General features: G+C 74.1%; 16 protein-coding genes and 3 pseudogenes. 5 read left to right on the plus strand and 14 right to left on the minus strand.

The window, feature by feature from the left end:
- Positions 1–56: 56 nt before the first annotated feature.
- From J7462_RS02380 to J7462_RS02400, 5 genes and pseudogenes are all read right to left on the minus strand, one after another.
- The gene (locus tag J7462_RS02380; protein ID WP_219461155.1) at positions 57–716 is read right to left on the minus strand and encodes a hypothetical protein; all 660 of its coding nucleotides are present in this window, start codon (positions 714–716) and stop codon (positions 57–59) included.
- Positions 713–3,396, minus strand: a pseudogene (locus J7462_RS02385) (FtsK/SpoIIIE domain-containing protein). Before J7462_RS02385 ends, J7462_RS02380 begins: the two are co-directional and overlap by 4 nt.
- Complete coding sequence (locus J7462_RS02390; RefSeq protein WP_308290702.1) at positions 3,389–4,480, minus strand: hypothetical protein; 1,092 nt, start codon at positions 4,478–4,480, stop codon at positions 3,389–3,391. Before J7462_RS02390 ends, J7462_RS02385 begins: the two are co-directional and overlap by 8 nt.
- A gap of 9 nt (positions 4,481–4,489) precedes the next feature.
- Complete coding sequence (locus tag J7462_RS02395) at positions 4,490–4,750, minus strand: hypothetical protein (RefSeq protein ID WP_208566284.1); 261 nt, start codon at positions 4,748–4,750, stop codon at positions 4,490–4,492.
- Positions 4,751–4,952: 202 nt separating this feature from the next.
- Positions 4,953–5,330: a hypothetical protein gene (locus J7462_RS02400; RefSeq protein ID WP_208566283.1), complete on the minus strand. Its 378-nt coding sequence runs from the start codon at positions 5,328–5,330 to the stop codon at positions 4,953–4,955.
- Between the two features lie 122 nt (positions 5,331–5,452).
- On the opposite strand from J7462_RS02400, the gene J7462_RS02405 reads away from it, so the two are divergent.
- From J7462_RS02405 to J7462_RS02415, 3 genes are read left to right on the plus strand one after another with little or no spacing between them, the layout of a single operon-like run.
- Positions 5,453–8,005: an ATP-dependent Clp protease ATP-binding subunit gene (locus tag J7462_RS02405; RefSeq protein WP_219461175.1), complete on the plus strand. Its 2,553-nt coding sequence runs from the start codon at positions 5,453–5,455 to the stop codon at positions 8,003–8,005.
- A gap of 13 nt (positions 8,006–8,018) precedes the next feature.
- Positions 8,019–8,183: a hypothetical protein gene (locus tag J7462_RS02410; RefSeq protein ID WP_208566281.1), complete on the plus strand. Its 165-nt coding sequence runs from the start codon at positions 8,019–8,021 to the stop codon at positions 8,181–8,183.
- The gene (locus tag J7462_RS02415; RefSeq protein ID WP_219461179.1) at positions 8,183–8,527 is read left to right on the plus strand and encodes a DUF3140 domain-containing protein; all 345 of its coding nucleotides are present in this window, start codon (positions 8,183–8,185) and stop codon (positions 8,525–8,527) included. The genes J7462_RS02410 and J7462_RS02415 overlap by 1 nt, the downstream gene beginning before the upstream one ends.
- A gap of 145 nt (positions 8,528–8,672) precedes the next feature.
- Here the strand turns inward: J7462_RS02415 and J7462_RS02420 are convergent, their stop codons facing one another.
- From J7462_RS02420 to J7462_RS02430, 3 genes and pseudogenes are all read right to left on the minus strand, one after another.
- The gene (locus J7462_RS02420; protein WP_208566279.1) at positions 8,673–8,909 is read right to left on the minus strand and encodes a hypothetical protein; all 237 of its coding nucleotides are present in this window, start codon (positions 8,907–8,909) and stop codon (positions 8,673–8,675) included.
- A 19-nt stretch (positions 8,910–8,928) separates the two neighbouring features.
- A pseudogene (locus J7462_RS02425) lies at positions 8,929–9,926 on the minus strand (LysR family transcriptional regulator).
- Between the two features lie 85 nt (positions 9,927–10,011).
- The gene (locus J7462_RS02430; protein ID WP_208566277.1) at positions 10,012–10,632 is read right to left on the minus strand and encodes a hemerythrin domain-containing protein; all 621 of its coding nucleotides are present in this window, start codon (positions 10,630–10,632) and stop codon (positions 10,012–10,014) included.
- A 290-nt stretch (positions 10,633–10,922) separates the two neighbouring features.
- Between J7462_RS02430 and J7462_RS02435 the strand changes: the two are divergent.
- Positions 10,923–12,250 (plus strand): annotated as a pseudogene (locus J7462_RS02435) (M20/M25/M40 family metallo-hydrolase).
- A gap of 47 nt (positions 12,251–12,297) precedes the next feature.
- Positions 12,298–12,960, plus strand: a complete 663-nt coding sequence (locus tag J7462_RS02440; RefSeq protein WP_208566275.1) for a hypothetical protein — start codon at positions 12,298–12,300, stop codon at positions 12,958–12,960.
- A gap of 209 nt (positions 12,961–13,169) precedes the next feature.
- Here J7462_RS02440 and J7462_RS02445 read toward each other — a convergent pair whose 3' ends face one another.
- The 6 genes from J7462_RS02445 to J7462_RS02465 form a co-directional block, all read right to left on the minus strand.
- A complete protein-coding gene (locus J7462_RS02445) occupies positions 13,170–13,361 on the minus strand; it encodes a DUF5703 family protein (protein ID WP_088646215.1) in 192 nt (63 codons plus the stop codon).
- A 155-nt stretch (positions 13,362–13,516) separates the two neighbouring features.
- The gene (locus tag J7462_RS02450; RefSeq protein WP_219461182.1) at positions 13,517–14,086 is read right to left on the minus strand and encodes a DUF3105 domain-containing protein; all 570 of its coding nucleotides are present in this window, start codon (positions 14,084–14,086) and stop codon (positions 13,517–13,519) included.
- Positions 14,083–15,291 (minus strand): PqqD family protein, encoded by a 1,209-nt coding sequence (locus J7462_RS02455; protein WP_208566273.1) that lies wholly within the window; start codon positions 15,289–15,291, stop codon positions 14,083–14,085. Before J7462_RS02455 ends, J7462_RS02450 begins: the two co-directional genes overlap by 4 nt.
- Positions 15,288–16,391: a ThiF family adenylyltransferase gene (locus J7462_RS02460; RefSeq protein WP_208566272.1), complete on the minus strand. Its 1,104-nt coding sequence runs from the start codon at positions 16,389–16,391 to the stop codon at positions 15,288–15,290. The genes J7462_RS02455 and J7462_RS02460 overlap by 4 nt, the downstream gene beginning before the upstream one ends.
- A gap of 70 nt (positions 16,392–16,461) precedes the next feature.
- Entirely contained in the window at positions 16,462–16,584 is a 123-nt protein-coding gene (locus J7462_RS31695) for a hypothetical protein (protein WP_255470009.1), read from the minus strand.
- A 540-nt stretch (positions 16,585–17,124) separates the two neighbouring features.
- Positions 17,125–18,096, minus strand: a complete 972-nt coding sequence (locus tag J7462_RS02465; RefSeq protein WP_208566271.1) for an aldo/keto reductase — start codon at positions 18,094–18,096, stop codon at positions 17,125–17,127.
- Between the last annotated feature and the right edge of the window lie 304 nt (positions 18,097–18,400).

Raw genomic sequence — 18,400 nt, forward strand, 5'->3', positions numbered from 1 at the left:
GGCCGGGGTGGCGAGTGGTCCGACCTGCGCCCCGGGCCGGGCGGTCCGGGGCGTGGTCAGCGGGTCGACACCAGCAGCAGGATCGTGGTCAGCACCCCGGCGGCCAGCACGACCGCCAACGGGCGGGGGCCGAGCAGCGCATGCCGGCGGTCGGCGAGCCGCTTCGCCGGTGCCAGCCCGGCCACCGGGCCGAGCAGCGTCACCACCAGCGCCAGTACCGGCATCCCGACGGCCAGGTCACCACCGTAGCGCTGGCCGACGGCCCGGGCGCCGGCGCCGAGGGCGTACGCGACGACCGCCCCGGCCACCCCGCAGAGGGCGAGCAGCGGGTTCACCGACCCGGGCAGCTCACCTCGTTGCCCGGTCCGGTCCAGCAGCTCGCGTACGCCGTGCAGCAGCGGCACCGGGTCGCCGGTGACGTCCCGGGCCGGCCCCGGCGGGTCGCCGAGGCGGCGGGTGCCCAGCAGGGAGCGCAGCTCGGCCCAGAGGTGACCGACCTCGGTGTCGACCCGCTCCAGCATCGACCGAGCGTCGGTGGCCTCCTGCTCGGCGTCCCGCAGTTGGGCGCTCGCCTGGGCCACGGCCCGTTGCGCGGCGGCGCACTGCTGGTCGTGCCAGGCCTGCGCCTCGGCCCGCTGGGCGGCCACCCGGCCGGTCAGTTCGGCGAGCCGGCGCACGTGCGCGGCGTAGGTGTCACTGGCGACCGGTTCGTTCATCGGGACGGACCATAAGGGATGATCACCTGTCCGGTGCGGTGCACCGCCCGGTCGAAGAAGAGCCCACGCCACGGACGCGGGTACCAGTCCGGCCCGCCGGAGCCCGGGTAGAGCGCCGAGCCCAGCTCGCCACCCTGCACGTCCAGGGCCACCCAGGCGCCGATCTGGTCGGTGCGGGCGGCCGGCCCGCCCAGGTCCGCCCGCATCCGGGCCACCCCCCGCCACCAGGCCAGCACGTGGGTACGCCGTTCCGGCCCGTCGTGCAGGATGCGGCGCAGCCGGTCCAGCCCGGTCGATCCGGGTGAGCCGGTCGCCAGCGCCCCCGCCGCCGCGTCGACGGCGAACAGCAGCAGGTAGTGCGGGGTGGACGGGGTGCCGGGGCGGGTCAGCGCGGTCGCCGTCTCGGCCATCAGCTCGGCCACCGTCTCCTCGTCGTACCAGGCGGCGTCGTCGGCGAGGTCCTCGTAGAGGGCGCGGGCCGCCGGGTCGGCGTCCGGGTCGAGGCAGGCGATGGAGAACCGGGCGCTACCGGGGCGGTGCTGCCGGGCCAGGGAGCGGGCGGCGGCGTCGAGCACCGCGCACGCCTCGTCGACCCGGGTGCCCAGGACGGCGAGGTTGCGCCCGGGCGCCCGGGGCAACCGCAGCGCCGCCGACCGGGACTGCACGTCGATGATCTCCCCGAGCACGGCGACCGGGCCGCGCGGCGGGAGGTCGTCCTCCGGCGGGGTGAGGGCCCGGAAGTCGGGTGCCTCGGCGAGCCGGGGGATGGCGTCGCCGTCGAAGAGCCGTGCCGGGGCGGCGTCGGCGGGCCGCATCCGCCACAGCCGGTGCTGCAACTCGCTCCAGGTCTCCCAGTCGCTGGCCGACGGGATGCGGGCCACCTGGTTGCCCTCGGTCATCCCCGACTCGGCGTTGACCACCGCGTGGTGGCGGGGCAGCGCCTGCGCGGCGTCGTTGCGTTCGGCGAGGATGCGCAGCGCCTTGGGCAGGGCGATCCGCAGGGTGAACTGGGCGACCAGGGCGGGCCGCCCCCACAGCGCCTCGATGCCCCGGACGTCCTGCGAGGCGAGTACCAGGTGGATGCCCTGCGACCGACCGCGTCGGGCCAGGTCCTCCAGCAGGTCGGCGGCCTCCCGGGCCACCACGTCCCGACCGGCCAGCAGCGCCTGGAACTCGTCGACCACCGCGACGATCCGGGGCCAGTGCCCGGTCGGGTCCACCGCGCGCAGCTCGGCCAGCTTGGTCACCTCGTGTTTCTTGGCCGCGTCGGCGCGTCGGCGCAGCTCCTCGGCGAGGAAACGCAGCAGGGCCAGGCCGAACTCCCGGTCGGTGTTCACGTTGATCCCGACCAGCCGCATGTGCGGCAGCCAGCTCGGGTCACGGCGGCCCTGGGCGAACCGGGCGAAGGACACCCCCTCCTTGAAGTCGAGCAGATAGAACTCCAGCTCGGCGGGGGAGTAGCGGGCGGCCAGCGCACCGATCCAGGCGAAGATGAGGTTGGTCTTGCCGGTGCCGGACGGCCCGCCGATCAGCGCGTGCGGGGGATAGTCGCCGAGGGTCAGCAGCACCGGCCGGCCGTGCGGTCCCTCGCCGATCGGGGCGGTCAGCCCGTGCGCCGAGTCGTCCTTCCACATCTGCTCCGGCGGGGGGAGCAGGTCGGTGAAGGGGGTCGGTGGCGGCCCGGCGTTGACCCGGGTGGCGACCTCCCGGCAGGTCTCGGTGACCAGGGTGGCCGGTGGGGGCGGGTCGAGGCGTACCGGGGGGCCGGGTGGGTCGCCGATGCGGACCCCGCCCGGCCCGGTGACGATCCGGGTGAGGCTCGGGTCGTCCGGCAGGTCGATGCCGCGTGTCACCAGGTGCACCCCGCAGGCCGCGCCGGTGCGGACCACCCGGTCGAGCTGGCCACGTTCGTGCCGGGACAACTCGTCCCCGCCGAGCAGTACCGCCACCCGCCACGGTTCGGGGCGTCGGCCGGTGGCCACGGCCAGGGCGCGCAGCGTGCCGTACTCGCCGGCCAGCACCGTCTCGTTGATCCGGCGGATCTGTTCCACCAGATCGTCGAGGAGCCGGGCCAGCCCGCCCGGCCCGACGAAGGTGAGCAGCCCGGCGGTGCCGAGCGGAGCGAAGCCGGCCAAGCCGCCACCGAGGTGTTCGGGGTCGTAGCCGTAGAGCCGGACCGCGCCCGGCTCGGCCCGGCCGACCCCGCGCAGCAGCAGCGCCGACACCACCGCGTCGGCGCCCTCCCGGTCGTCACCGAGCAGCTGTACGTGACCGGCGTCGAGCAGCGGCACCAGCGCCGGGACGGGTTCCGCTCCGGGCACCCGCAGGGTGCCGACGCGCAGCGGGCCGGGGCTCTCGCCGCGTCCCGCCGGGGTGACCCGCCACCCGGACCACGGCATGCCGGCCGCCCCGGGGCCTCCCGCCGGGCGGCCTCGGTCGCCCGGTGGGCCAGTTCGGCGAGCCGGGCGGCGTGTCGTCGGTCGATCTCGACGAGTCGTCGGTCACGTTCCGCGCCGACCCGCTCCGGTACGGCGGTGGCGGCCCGCCGGACCCGGGTCAGTCGGTCCCGGGCGGCGGTCAGCTCCACCTCCGCCGAGGCGAGCCGGGTACGGGTGACGCCGAGCGCCTCGGAGAGCATCCCCCGCACCCGCGCCGCCACCTGGGCGCGCAGGTCAGCCACGGGGCCCACCGTCCGCCCACGGACTCCTGCGGCCCGGCGCGGGAAACCCGGTGGGTGGCCCCGCTCCCGGCGGCGGGCCCGGCTCGGGTCGGCGGGGTGGGGCCGGCTCGGGCCGGCGCGGTGGGCGTGGCTCGGGGTGCCGCTCGGCGAGCGGACGCGGGCGGGAGCGGTCGGCCTGCGGTGTCCGCTCGGGCGGCTGCGGGGCCGGCTGCCGCGACGGGTCGTGGTCCTCGCGGGGCAGCTCCCGGCCGAGCCGGGCCAGCAGCACACCGGTGAGCACGCCTGCGGTGACGGCGGGGTCGGCGGCGTGGGGTTGCGCGTCGTCCCCGTCACCCCGGCGTGGTGGGGGCATCCGGCAGACCCGGGTGAGCAGGGTGTGCAGCACCGGTGGGGGCAGGCCGGGCAGCAGGTCGCGGACCCGGCCGTCCAGCTCCCGGCGCAACCGGGGCAGGTCGTCGGCGCGGGGCGGGTGGCCGAGTAGTTCCCCGGCGAGGTCGCGCAGCAGCGGCGGGGCGATCGCGGCCAGGCCGAGGCCTACGTCGGCATGGGCGGCGCGCAGCTCCCGGTGCAGCCGGTCCCGGTCGCCGGAGCGGATGCCGGCCACCACCCGACGCAGCAGCTCACGCGAGTCGGCGACCCGCTCGTCCGGCTGCTCGGCGGGGCCTTCCCGCCCGCCGGTCAGCTCGGCCACCCGGACCGCCCACCAGCGTTTGACGGTGGGGTCCTCGTCGGCGGCCGGTGCCGGTGCGGCCGGCGGTGCGGTGCTCTCGCCCCTGGGCCCGTCGTGGCGTGGCGCGGGACCGTCGGCGCGGGCCGGGGGCGGGCCGTCGGGGGCCAGCCCGATGGCGGCCAGGTATCCGGAGAGCTGCTCCTGGGCGACCCGCAGGGCGTGCCCGGCCGACTCGGCGTGCTCGGTGGCGGCGGCGAGTTCCGGCACCCCCATCGGGTTGGCCGACTCCTGACGTACCCAGCGCAGCCGCTCGGTGGCCTGGCCGAACTTCTCCAGGGCCAGGGCGAGCTGGGCCAGCGGGAACTCCTCGGCGGCGGCCCGTACCTGGGCTCCGACGTCCTCGACGATGGACACGACGCCCCGCTACAACGACGACACGTAGAGCTGTGCCTGTTCCACCGCGACGAGTGTCGCGGCGAGACATTCCTCCAGCTCCTGGCCGGCCTGGGTGAGGGAGGCCTGGGCCGCCTCGACGGTCTCGTGCCCGCTGCCCTCCAACGCCCCGGCGAGGGTCTGCTGCGCCTCGGAGAGTTTCTCCCCGGCGGCCTGCACGGCGCTCTGCCCGTCACCGATCTGTTGGAGGGCGATGTCGATCGCGGCCTTCAGCTCGGCGACGCTCGCCACGGTGACCTCCTGGGGGCGGGGAGATCTCCATTACAACGTATCCCCGACGGGGAGAGAACATCCGCCCTGTCGGTGTTGCTGCCCGGGTGTCCGGTTACTGCCCTGACGTGCGGGAAAGCCGTCGCGGGGTCCCGCAAGCAAGACGCCTGATCCCGTCGGCGGGACTGGGTGGGGGTGGTCCCGGACCCCGGACCGCCCCGGATCAGGAGGGCAACCAGCGGGGGCCGTACACCTCGGCGCCCAGCTCACCCACCCGGCCGCGCAGCTCCCGGTCGGCGGTGACCACCAGCCGACGCCGGTCCGGCGCGTCCCGGACCAGGTCGACGATGGTGTCGTCGCCCGAGCCGGGGGCCGCGACGGTGCGTACCCCGGCCACCCCCGGCACGTCGCGGGCCGCGCCCTCGACCACCAGCACCACCTCGACGGGCGCGGGCAGCTCCGGGGGTACGCCGGCGTCGGCCACCGGGACCAGCCGGTCGCGCAGCCGGGCCGCCGCGCCGGCCCGGTCGTGCCACCAGCCGTCCGGTCGGGAGCCGACCACGTTCGCACCGTCGACGATCAGCAGCGGGTTGGTGTCCATGCCCCCCACCCTGCCACCTGCGGGCGTTTGTCGGGGCGACCGTCGGGTAGCCACCGGCGATCGTGTCGCGCCTACGTGTCGCCCTCGGCGACCCTGCCGCGCCCGAGGAGCGGAGGACAGACATGATGGGACCCGGTGACTTCGGCTCCGACCCGTGGGACGAGTTCCTGGCCCGGTACTTCGGCCGGGGTGAGGGCGGACGCCGGCCGGCCCATCGGGTCGACATCACCCGGCTGATGACCGCCGACGCCCGGGAGATGCTGGCCGACGCGGCCCGCCGGGCCGCCCAGAAGCACAGCACCGACCTGGACACCGACCACCTGCTCTGGGCGGCGTTGCAGCGTGACCCGCTGCGGGACCTGGTCCGCCGCGCCGGTGCCGACCCGGACACCCTGGTCAACGCGCTCGGTGGCCGCGCCGACGGCGCCCCGGGCGGCGAGGTGCCACCCAACCTCTCCCTCACCCCGGCGGCGAAACGGGCGTTGCTCGACGCCCACCAGCTGTCCCGGGCGATGGGGGCGAACTACATCGGCCCCGAACACATCCTGATGGCGTTGCCGCTCAACCCCGAGTCGCCCGCCGGTCGGATGCTCGCCGCCGGCCGGATCCAGCCCGAGTCGCTCCAGGCGGCCGGCGCCGAACGCGGCCCGATGGCCGGCCCGAAACCCGACCGGGGCACCCCCACCCTCGACCAGTACGGCCAGGACCTCACCGACCTGGCCCGCAACGACCAGATCGACCCGGTGATCGGCCGCGCCGACGAGATCGAACAGGCCGTCGAGATCCTGTCGCGGCGCACCAAGAACAACCCGGTGCTCATCGGTGAGGCCGGCGTCGGCAAGACCGCCATCGTGGAGGGCCTGGCCGAGCGGATCTGCGACGGCGACGTGCCACAGACCCTGCTCGGCAAGCGGGTCGTCCAGCTCGACCTGGCCGGCCTGGTCGCCGGCACCCGCTACCGGGGCGACTTCGAGGAGCGGCTCAAGAAGGTGATCGACGAGATCCGGGCCCACCGGGACGAGTTGATCATCTTTCTGGACGAGATCCACACCCTGGTCGGCGCGGGCGGCGCCGGCAGCGAGGGCGGCATGGACGCCTCCAACATGCTCAAGCCGGCCCTGGCCCGCGGCGAGCTGCGGGTGATCGGGGCGACCACGCTTGACGAGTACCGGCGCAGCATCGAGAAGGACGCCGCCCTGGCCCGCCGGTTCCAACCGGTGCTGGTGCCCGAGCCCGACGTCGAGGACACCGTGGCCATCCTGCGCGGCCTGCGGGACCGCTACGAGGCCCACCACCAGGTCCGGTTCACCGACGAGGCGCTGGTCGCAGCCGCCGAACTGTCCGACCGGTACGTCACCGACCGGTTCCTGCCGGACAAGGCGATCGACCTGATCGACCAGGCCGGTGCGCGGGTACGGCTGCGCACCCGGACCCCCGCCTCGGACGTCCGGGAGTTGGAGCAGCAACTGGAGGACGTCCGCCGGGACAAGGAACAAGCCGTCGCCGACGAGCAGTACGAGAAGGCGTCCGCCCTGCGCGACCGGCTCGCCGAGGTGGAGGCGCAGATCGGGCGGGCCCGGGGCGACGGCGGGGACAGCCAGGTCCCGTCGGTCGACACCACGGAGATCGCCGAGGTGGTCTCCCGCTCCACCGGCATCCCGATCAGCCAACTCACCGAGGAGGAACGCGACCGGCTGCTGCGCCTGGAGGGGCACCTGCACCAGAAGGTGATCGGCCAGGACGACGCGGTCACCGCGATCGCCGAGGCGGTCCGCCGCTCGCGTACCGGGCTGGCCGACCCGAACCGGCCGATGGGCAGCTTCCTGTTCCTCGGCCCGACCGGCGTCGGCAAGACCGAACTGGCCCGCGCCCTGGCCGAGGCGCTGTTCGGGGAGGCCGACCGGATGGTCCGGGTGGACATGAGCGAGTTCCAGGAACGGCACACCGTGGCCCGGCTGGTCGGTGCGCCCCCCGGCTACGTCGGCTACGAGGAGGCCGGTCAGCTCACCGAGGCGGTACGCCGCCGCCCGTACGCGGTGGTGCTGCTCGACGAGATCGAGAAGGCCCACCCGGACGTGTTCAACATCCTGCTCCAGGTGCTCGACGACGGGCGGCTCACCGACAGCCAGGGCCGCACGGTCAACTTCAAGAACACCGTACTGATCATGACGAGCAACCTGGGTTCGGAGCTGATCACCGGTGCCCAGCGTACGGTCGGGTTCGGGGTCGGCGCGCAGGGCGACCAGCAGGAGGCCGACGAGCTGCGGGAGCGGCTGATGCGCCGGCTCCAGGAGAACTTCCGGCCGGAGTTCCTCAACCGGATCGACGAGACGATCATCTTCCAGCGGCTGGAGGCCGAGCAGCTACGCCAGATCACCGGCCTGCTGCTGGAGGAGACCCGGCGTCGGCTGCACGCCCAGGACATCCAGGTCGACGTCACGGCGGCCGGCACCGACTGGCTGGCCGAGCACGGCTACCAGCCGGAGTTCGGGGCCCGCCCGCTGCGCCGGGTGATCCAGCGGGAGGTGGACAACCGGCTGTCCCGGATGCTGCTGGAGAACCAGCTCTCACCAGGGCAGAAGGTCACCGTCGACGCGCGGGACGGGCAGCTCACCTTCGACGTGTCCGCCGGCGACCGCGACTACGCGCCCGCCACCACCTCGCATCCCCGATGACCGGAGGGCGGAGATGACCGAACCCGAGGAGACCGAGGAGTACGCCGAGCAGACCCCACCCATCCTCGCGGCCCCGACGGCGAACCCGGGGCGGGTCCAGGTGCCGCCGGAGGGACTCAAGCAGTGGACCGACGACGGGGACCCGGCACCACCCGGGGCACCGGAAGAGGAGGCGTGATGGCACGCGAACAGCGACTCGACCCCGAGGTGGAGGTGCTCTGGGAGGACTTCCACGCCGAGGTGAACGTCCCCTCCGAGCAGCTGCGGCAGTGGCTGCTGACCCGGGGGTCGGGGGAGGAGGCGTTCGGCCCCGACCCGGATCTCGACCTGCCCGAGCCCGGCCGGCAGATCCTGGCCGTGCTGCGCAAGCGCAAGGTCGACCTCACCCCGGCCGACGTGGCGGTGATGCGGACGGCGATCGACCGGATCCGGTCGTTGGTGGACGAGAAGCCCGGCGACGTCGACGACGAGTGGCGGTACGCCCTGCTCGACCTGGGCCACGACGTCCTCGTCGAACGCTGACCGGGACCGTCGCCCGCCGACCCGGTTCGGATGCCGACCCGGTCCGGCGGGCGGACCGGTCCGGCGGGGCCGGGCGGCTCCGAAGGCTGGTCGACGATGGCGCGGGCACCCGGGACGCCGTCCCGGGTGCCCGCTCGTCGGTGGGCTACTCGGACCCGAGGCTGGGCAGTTGCAGGCCGGCGGCGTCGGCGGCGTCCTGCCGCTCGGCCCGGGTCTGCTCCTCCCGGGTGAGCAGCGTCGCGTACTCGGTGATGTCGGCCGGGTCGGGCACCTCGGGCAGGCGACGCAGGAACGTCTCGACGTCGCGGGCGGCAGCGGTGTGCGCGGTGGCCGCCCGGCGCAGCAGTTCCCGCTGGTCGGCGGCCGGATAGAGATCGGTCATGCAGGGCTGATACCCGTCGTCACGCCGTTCGCACCCGCCCGGCCGGGCGGGCCGTGCCGGTGTCCCGGGCCCCGAACTCGGGATGCCGCAGCAACCAGGCCAGGTAGTCGGGATGCGCGGCCAACGAATCGGTGTACGCGGCCACCGCGTCCTCCAGCACCGCCTCGGCGACCCGGGCCGCCGGGGATTCGGGGTGCCAGCCGAGCAGCAGCCGCCAGCGCAGCGGGATGCCCGCGAGCCGACGGGTCACCAGCCCGGCGACCGGACGGAAGGTGGCCTGGCACAACGCCACCGCCTCCCCGGCGTCGACCAGGTCCATGCAGCCGCGCACGTCGGTCTCGTACACCTTGCGGGGGGTGAACCCGGCGCGGGCGCACGCGGCGGCGAAGCAGTCGCCGAAGCAGCCGTCGCCCGGGGCGGCCACCCACTGCTCGTGGCGCAGTTCGGCCAGGCCGACCTCGTCCTGGCCGGCCGTCGGGTGGCCGGCGGGCAGCAGCACCAGCACCGGGTCGACCGCCACCTCCTGCCAGGTCAGGCCGAACTCCGCCGGTGGGGTGGCATCGCCGCAGATCCCGGTCAGTGCGAAGTCGAGCCGGCCACCGGCGACGAGGGCGGCCAACTCGTCGGCCGACCACGACGCGTAGGTGGTGATCTGGGCGTGCGGCTGCTCGGCGGCGAGCCGGTGCACCAGCCGGCCCAGGATGGGACTGTTCACCCCGCCGAAGCGGTACCGGCCGAGGGCGTCGTCGGCGCCGGCCAGTCGGGCCGCCTCGTCCTGTAGGCCCTTCATCGCCGGCAGCAGCACCCGGGCCCGGGACAGCACCAACTCTCCCAGGGCGGTCGGCCGGGCCCCCGGCGGTCCCGTTCGAACAACGGACCGCCCAGCGTCCGCTCGATGCGCTGAAGCTGGGCGGTCAGGGCCGGCTGGGCCAGGCCGAGGGCGGACGCGGCCTTGGTCACGCTGCCCGTCTCGGCGATCGCGCAGACCACCCGCAGGTGGCGCAGCTCCAGATTCATATGGTGACGGTATGGCCACTCGTCGATAGACGGAAGGCCCTGAACGCAACCGGCTGGCCGAGCTGAACGGATCGGAGTCGACCGGTCACCGCCGCGCGCGGCGGGTGAGGTCGCTCAGCTGGGTACGCCGGCCGGTCACCGCGTCGCGGAGCTTGTCCACCACTCCGACGGCCGGCTCGACGATCCGGTTCCACGGCGGGGTGGCCGGGGTGCCCGGGTGCGGCCGGGTCGGGGCCGCCTCTTCGGCGATCTCCCACCGGTTGCCCAACCGGATCAGCTCGGCGTCGGTGGCCACCTCGCGCAGCGGGACGATCAGCGCGCCGACTGCGGTGACGTGCCGCCGGATCTGGACCACCACGTCGGCGAGCGTCGGGTCGTCCGGGCCGCGCAGGGCCTTCAGCACGGTGAGCAGCGCCGCGTCCGCCGCGATCTCCCGGTCCACCCGGGCACCGGCGTCGGGCAGCGCGGCACGGGCGCTGGGCAGCAGGTACTGCTCCTCCGCCGACAGGTGCCGCGACACCGTGGCGGTGAGCACCTGGAGCACCTCCCGCCGACGCTCGACCGCCAGGGTGGGGTCGGTGACCTGCTCGACGAGGTCGAGCAGTTGCCGGTGCTCGGTGTCGGCGAGATCGGCCATGCTCCGCCCACCCGGGCGGTAGGCGTCGTCGGCGGCCGGGGGCAGCGGGGGCAGGGGAACGGCGGACATGACGCCCTCCTCGACGGGGCCGGCACGGGTCGCCGGCCGGTGCGACGGGCGAAACGGGGACGCCAGCGCCGGTACCCGTACCCGGTGACCGGCAAACCCCGGCGGCCGGTGCGGGCACCCCGGCCCAGGTCGTCCGGCGCTGTCGACCGGGCCGTCCGGCGCTGTCGACCGGGCTCGGCGGCGCAGGCCGGCCCGGCCCGGCGGGTGGTCCCGGTGCGGTCGGCGGGGCGGGACGTGCCAGAGCCGGCCGGGCCGTTCGCGGCGGGACCGGCGACTGGTAGAAAGAGGCGATGACGAGCGATGCCGCCTCCGCCCCGCCCGATCCCACCGTCGAGGTCGTCGACCTCTGCCGTGACCTGCTGCGCATCGACACCACCAACACCGGTGACAACGCCACCAGTGCGGGGGAGCGCCGGGCCGTCGAGTACGTCGCGGAGAAGCTCGCCGAGGTCGGCGTGGCCGCCGAGATCCACGAGTCCGCGCCGGGCCGGGCCAACCTGGTCGCCCGCATCCCCGGCGTCGACCCGAGCCGGGACGCCCTGCTGGTGCACGGGCACCTGGACGTGGTGCCCGCCGACGCCGACGAGTGGTCGGTGCACCCGTTCTCCGGGGAGATCCGCGACGGCTACCTGTGGGGCCGGGGCGCGATCGACATGAAGGACTTCGACGCGATGGTCCTGGCGGTGGTACGCCACTGGCAGCGCACCGGTGTCCGTCCGCCCCGCGACATCGTGCTGGCCTACACCGCCGACGAGGAGGCGGGCAGCGACTACGGCGCGCACTTCCTCGTCCAGCAGCACCGGGACCTCTTCGACGGCTGCACCGAGGCGGTCGGCGAGGTCGGCGGCTTCTCCTACTCGATCAGCGACGCCCAGCGGCTCTATCTGATCGAGACGGCCGAGAAGGGGCTGGACTGGATGCGGTTGCACGCCAAGGGCCGCCCCGGGCACGGCTCGTTCGTCCACGACGACAACGCGGTCACCGCGCTGGCCGAGGCGGTCGCCCGGATCGGCCGGCACCGCTTCCCGATCACCGTCACCCCGACCGTCCGGGCCTTCCTGACGGAACTGTCCGACGTGCTCGGCGTCGAGCTGGACCCGGACGACCCGGAGACCGCCATCGCCAAGCTCGGCCCGATCGCCAACATCATCGGGGCGACCATCCGCAGCACCGCCAACCCGACCCGGCTCGCCGCCGGCTACAAGGACAACGTCATCCCCGGCCGGGCCACCGCCACCATCGACTGCCGCAGCCTGCCCGGCCAGTCGGAGCTGCTGGAACGGCAGCTGCGCGAGCTGGTCGGCCCGGACATCGAGATCGAGTACATCCAGCGGCAGCCGGCCCTGGAGACCACCTTCGACGGGGACCTGGTCGAGGCGATGTCGGCCGCCCTGCGCGCCGAGGACCCGGGGCGCGGCCGGTGCCGTACATGCTCTCCGGTGGCACCGACGCCAAGGCGTTCGCGCAGCTCGGGATGCGCTGCTTCGGTTTCGCCCCGCTGCGGCTGCCGGCGGACCTCAACTTCTCGGCGTTGTTCCACGGCATCGACGAGCGGGTACCGGTGGACGGACTACAGTTCGGCGTGCGGGTGCTCGACCGGTTCCTCCGCAACTGCTGAGCAGCACCGGTGCCGCACCTTCCCCCATTTGTTGAAGGGACTGCCTCATGACCGACCAGCACGGTGAGCTGGACGCCGCCCTGGAGCGCGTGATCGACGCGGCCCGCGCCCACCTGACGGCCGTGCGTGCCGCCCAGGGGCGGATCGACGACGACGACGTGTGGCAGGCGTACGTGGCGTTGAACAACGCCTCCTTCGCCTACGACGAGCAGCTGCTCGACGCGTTCGGCGAGGTCACCCCCTGGGACGTGGAGTCGATCGACCCGGACGAGGCCGACGAGCGCTTCGGCGGCGCGGCCGAGGGCGCCGAGGCCACCGATCCGCACCCCCAGGTCATCTCGGTGCGGCAGCGCCGCGACTACCGGGTGCCCAGCGTCTCGGCGCTGCTGCGGGTCGCCGAGGTGGCCCGCCGGGAGGGCACCCCCGAGGACGACGAGCCGGCGCCGGTCGAGGGGGTCGGCGAGGCGGTGCTGGAGCTGTTGCAGAGCGGCGACGGTTCGCTCAGCGCCCTGGACGTGCCGGAGCTGGAGCCGCTGGACGGCGTGGTGATGGTCAGCGAGGTGGGCACCCCGGTCGACCTGGAGTCGTTCGACGACGACGACCCGGTGGGCCCGTTCTCCCCGGCCGCCGACGACCGGCTGGTGGGCCGGCTCGACGAGCACCCGTTCCTCGACGAGGACGACCACGACCACGCCGGGCACCAGCACTAGGTGTCGGGCGTGCCGGCCCGGGCTCATCTGACCCGGGCCGGCACGGTGTCCCCCCCCCCCCCCCCCCCCCCCCCCCCCCCCCCCCCCGCACCCGCCGCGTCGGTGCCGACGGCCAGCCTTCGGTGCCGGCGGCCAGCCTTCGGTGCCGGAGGGCACTGCCGGGTGCCGGTGGCCTCTGCCGGTGCCGGTGGTCAGCGTCGTGCCGGTGGTCAGTAGGACAGGCCCGGCTGCGGCTGGTTGACCCGGCGGCGACGCAGCACCACCTTGCGGGTGCCGTCGCGGAACAGTTGCACCCGGGCCAGCTCCCAGCCGGAGAACTCGGCCTGGATGGCCAGCTGCGCCGCAGCGGTCAACCGGTCGACGTTCGGCGGCAACCGCAACGGCGCGTATTCGTAGTCCATGGCATCCATGCTGCCCAGCCCGGCGGCCGGGCGCCACCCCCCGCGCGGTGCGCCGCGCCACCACCGGGGGTGACCCCGCCCTCGTCGACCCGGCCCGTCAGGTCCGCCCGTCGGCCCGGACCGTCAGGTCGCCCTGCTGCGCTCAGCCCCACCCGTCACCCCGACACACAGTCGGTCGCCCCGTGCTGCCAGGAATGGTCGTAGCGGCCGGCGATCCGCTCGATGAACTCCTCGACCGCCCGCTCGTCGAGGGTGTCCAGCCGGTCCAGCCGCTGCCAACCGGTCAACCCGATGCCGTGACCCAGCGGTGGGTAGGGGGCCACCACCACGTCTCGGGGATGCCGGCGGCCGAGCCGCTCCAGCTTCTCGACATCGCCGGGCGGGACGTCCGGGGCGTACTGCACCAGCACGTGGCCGTGTTCCAGCGCGTGCACCTGGAGTTCCTCCGGCACCGCGTCGCGGTAGATGCCCGGCACCACCACCCGGGGCGAGTGCGGCCCCGACGTCGGCGGGAGCGTCCGGTACGGCTCGTGCGGCGCCCCCTCGTACGCGATGTGCCGGTCGCCCTCGAACGGTTGCGCGGTGCCGGGCAGCCGGTCGCAGGGCAGCGCGGTGTCCCCGCCGACCAGGTTGATCAACACCCCCACCCCGAGGCTGGACATGGTCGCCACACTGAGCACGGTGACCACCACGCTGACCACCGGGCCGAGCCATCTGCGGTTCACGTGGCCAACCTTCCGGCGCGGTAACGATTACGCACGATCACCCCGAGTGGAAGCAGAATGTTGAGCGAGGCGAAAGCCGCCAGCGCAATTCCCTCCCACCAGTAGGCACTGCCGAACGGTGCGCCGGTCAGCACCCCGGCGGCCCACCCCAGGGTCACTTTCGCCCCCGGTAGCAGAAAATGGATGGCGAACCAGACCATCCAGATTACTCCGGCGACATACAACAATCGGTACCAGCGGGACACCCGCAGATCCCGGGCGTGTGCGTCACGCAGCACGGCGCGTTCGGCCGGGGTCAACCGGCGAATCCATTTCTTGACGCTGAGCCGGGTCACCTCGTGCAGGTTGCGGCAGCCGGTCGCGGTGGCCATCACCAGGTACATGTCGGTGCGCAGATAGGCAAGCGTCTGGAAGGCCAGCTTGACGGCCTGACTGAACACCACCATGGCGAGGAACCGCACCATCCCCGGCGGCAGTTCCAGCCAGCCCCGCGACCAGGCGAACCGTGGGGCGACGGCGGCGAACAGCAGGATCCCGTCGATGGCCATACCGGCGAGGAACGGGCCGTAGCGGCGTTCCGGCGGCAACGCCCAGAGCCCGGTCAGGTCGGTCTCCAGCACCGGGAAGATTCCCCGGCGTTCCAACCGCAGCTGCGACCGTACGCCGACGGCCGCCCCGGCGAACGCGTGCCACGCCTCGTGCACCACCGTGAGCAGGGCCACCGTGACATTGGTGATCAGCAGGCTGAGCACCACGTCGGGAAAGATGAAGGTGTCCTCGTAGGTGGGCAGCAGCGACGGCTCGGCGACGAACATCGCCAGGGTGGCCAGCAACGCGCCGACGTAGATCGTCCAGGCCACCCGGCCGAACAACGGCCGGACCAGCCGGGCCGGGATGCGCGACACCGACCAGGGTCGGGCCGGTGCCGGTGGCGGCCCCTCCTGCACCCGGATGATGCCCGCTTCGACCAGCACCTCGACGAAGTCCAACGCGTCGACCGGTTCACCGGTCTCGCGTTCCACCTCGTCGGCGGCCTCGGCGACGGTCCGGCCGGCGGCGAACAGCGCCACCAGCCGCGCCCCCACCTCGGGCACCACCACGAAGTTTCCGCTGGCCAGGTCGCCGACGACGTACTCGTCGTCCTCCTCCTGGCGGACCACCAGGTGGGTCACCGGAGGGTGGCTGTCCAACCCGAGCACGGTCACCGTTCCTCCTGGAACCAGCCGCAGGTGTCGCACTTCACGCCGGGCCGGGGATTGACCACGTAGTGATAGGTCAGGTCGGTCAGGCTCAGGTGGAACATCCGGCCCCGGGTGGTCGTCGGGATGCCGGCGAGGTGGTAGACGACGTCGAGGGCGGCCAGGTGCCCGGTCAGGTTGGCGGTGGGGGCGATCACCGCGTGCCCGGTGAATCCGAACAGCTCCTCCGGCTCGGTGCCGTGCTCCTCACGCAGCCGGTCGGTGACGCTCGGCAGGCACGCCTCGCAGCAGGTCTGACCGGGCACGAAGAGACCGATCACCGCCATCGGGCCGGCGTACTGGGCGAGCATCCAGGGGGTGCCGGTGGCCAGGGCCGCCCGGTTGGTCCACTCCCGGATGGCGTGCCGGGGCTGGTCGGCGCAGAGCACCAGCAGGTCGCGGTCGCGCATCAACGCCGCCACGTCCGCCGTCGAGTCGACCCGGGCCTCCTCGCCGGTCACCGTGACGTGGGAGTTCATCAGGCGCAGCCGGGCCACCGCGGTGTCCACCTTGGCGGCGCCGATGTCGTCCTCGGTGTAGAGCAGTTGCCGGGTCAGGTTGCCCGTCTCGACCACGTCGAAGTCGACGCAGTGCACCGTGCCCACCCCGGCGGCCACCAGCGAGGCGGCCACCGCCGAACCGGAGCCGCCGAGCCCCAGCACCACCACCCGGCCCGCCTTGAGCCGGGCCTGCACCTCGTAGCGGGAGGTACGCGGGGTGAGATCCACCCAGGCGTGGTAGGTGAACGCCCGGTCGTAGCGGTCGATCTCCGCCGGGCTCAGCTCGGGCGGGGGCGGCGCGGCGGCGTCCTCCACGTACCCGGCGTCGATGATCGTCTCCAGCGCGTCGGTCGCCTCGTCGGCCGTCATCTCCGGGTGCCCGGCGAGCAGCGCCGCGACGATCTCGGCCCGGGTGCGGGTGCCGTCCATCAGACCGAGCAGCGCCCAGAGGCTGCCGTCCTCGTCGTCGATCTCCGCGCCGATCCCCAGCTGCCGACCACCGATGTTGATCAGGGTCGGGCGGAGCCGTACCGGCTTGTGGATGCCCTTGATCCGGGGCCGCTGCATCGGGCGAAGACCTCCTGGAAGATGGCCGGCCGGGGCGCGGCACGCCGCGCCCCGGCCGAAACGGGGTGGGTCAGCCGCAGACGTCGTTGCGGCAGCCCGGCTCGCTGATGATGGCGACGGTGGTCTCGAGCCGCTCGAGCTTGCGCACGACGACCTTGGCGGGCTTGCGCTTGACGTCGGTCTTACGGTCCACGGGTCCTCCAACGAAATGGGAGAAACGGCGCGGCGGGGGTCGCTCGCGCCGCAATCATTAGAGCACCGCCATTGGTTCGCCACAATGTTTTCGGGGGCCGGATCAGGTGGCCCGCGAGGGCGGTAATCCCTTTTCGGGCAGGGCCGCCGGAAAGCGGACGAACAAAGCCGGGCCAAAAGCGCGCCAGGGGCGTCGAAGTCCGCCTATTCGGGCGGAACACACACCAGCGGGTGGATCGAATTATGGGGGTGTGACAGTTGGTAAAGGATGATCGGCGGAATTGACGGGCTCCGGTGCGCTTTTGGGGCGTTCCGCTACCTTGTGCGGGGTCGCCGCCGGGGCCCGCTGCGGCCGGACTGCCACACCGTCGGCCCGCTGCGGGCACGGCAGCCGCCCGGCCGGCGTGAACGGGCGAGGACGGTCCGACGCCCGTCGGGGCACGGCGACGGCCCCACCGGCGTCCGGTGGCGGGCCGGGGTCAGCCTTCCGCGTTCCGGCACCGGGACGGTCCGGGTCAGCCCCCGCTCCGGTGCGGGCGGGTCAGCCCTCGCGTTCCGGGTAGCCGGCCGGCACGGCGGACACGTCGTCCAGGGCCGTGGTGATCTCCTCCGGCAGGGTCATCCGTTCCACCTGCAACGCGCCGAGCAGCTGGCCGACCGTGCGGGCACCGAGGATCGGCGCCGTCACCCCCGGCCGGTCCCGGATCCAGGCCAGCGCCACCTCCAGCGGCGACACGCCCAGCCCGCCCGCGGCGATGCTCACCGCCTCGACGATGCTGGAGCAGCGCGGCTCCAGGTAGGTGGCGACGAACGGCTCGAAGTGCGCCGAGGCGGCCCGGGAGTCCGCCGGGCGGCCGTTGCGGTACTTGCCGGTCAGCACCCCCCGCCCCAGTGGCGACCACGGCAGCACGCCCAGGCCCAGCGCGGCGCAGGCCGGCAGCACCTCCCGCTCCACCCCCCGCTCCAGCAGTGAGTACTCCATCTGGGTGGCGACCACCGGGGCCCGCCCCGGCCAGGCGGCCTGCCAGGCGGCGGCGCGGGCGGTCTGCCAGCCGGAGAAGTTCGACACCCCGACGTAGCGGACCCGGCCGGAAGCCACCGCGTGGTCCAACGCGGCGAGGGTCTCCTCCAACGGGGTGTCCGGGTCGTAGCCGTGCACCTGCCACAGGTCGACGTGGTCGGTGCCGAGCCGGCGCAGCGAGCCGTCCAGCGTCCGCAGCAGGTGCCCCCGGGAGCCGTCGCGCCGTCGGCCGCTGCCCGGCCGCAGACCCGCCTTGGTGGCGATCAGCACGTCCTCCCGGGGGACCAGGGTGCCCAGCAGCGAGCCGAGCACCGACTCGGCGTCCCCGTCGGCGAACACGTCGGCGGTGTCGACCAGGTTGCCGCCCGCGTCGAGGAAACTCTTCAGCTGGGCCGCCGCGTCGTCGGCGTCGGTGTCCCGGCCCCAGGTCATGGTGCCGAGCGCGAGCCGGGAAACCGCCAGCCCGCTTCGGCCGAGCGGTCGCTGTTGCATGGGTGAACCTTATTTCGAACCCGGCGCAACCGATATCCTTGCTCCCGGCATCTCTGCCTGTCGGGTCGCCGATCCGACCGTCACCGCCGCCCCCGGTGGCGCGTTGTGCACCCGATGCGCCGATCCGGTCGCTGGTTGTCGACCCCGCCCACCCGCCGCTGCCCGTCCGACGTGGGCCGCCCGTCGCCACCCCGTCCGACGTCGGTCGCCCGGCCGACCCGACCGGCCGTCACCGCCCGTCCCGCACCGGTCTACGTCGGCGTACCCGCGACCGGCTCGGCCCGACCGGCTCGGCCCGCCGGTG

Source organism: Micromonospora sp. RL09-050-HVF-A (assembly GCF_019374995.1).
Classification (GTDB): Bacteria; Actinomycetota; Actinomycetes; order Mycobacteriales; family Micromonosporaceae; genus Micromonospora; species Micromonospora antibiotica.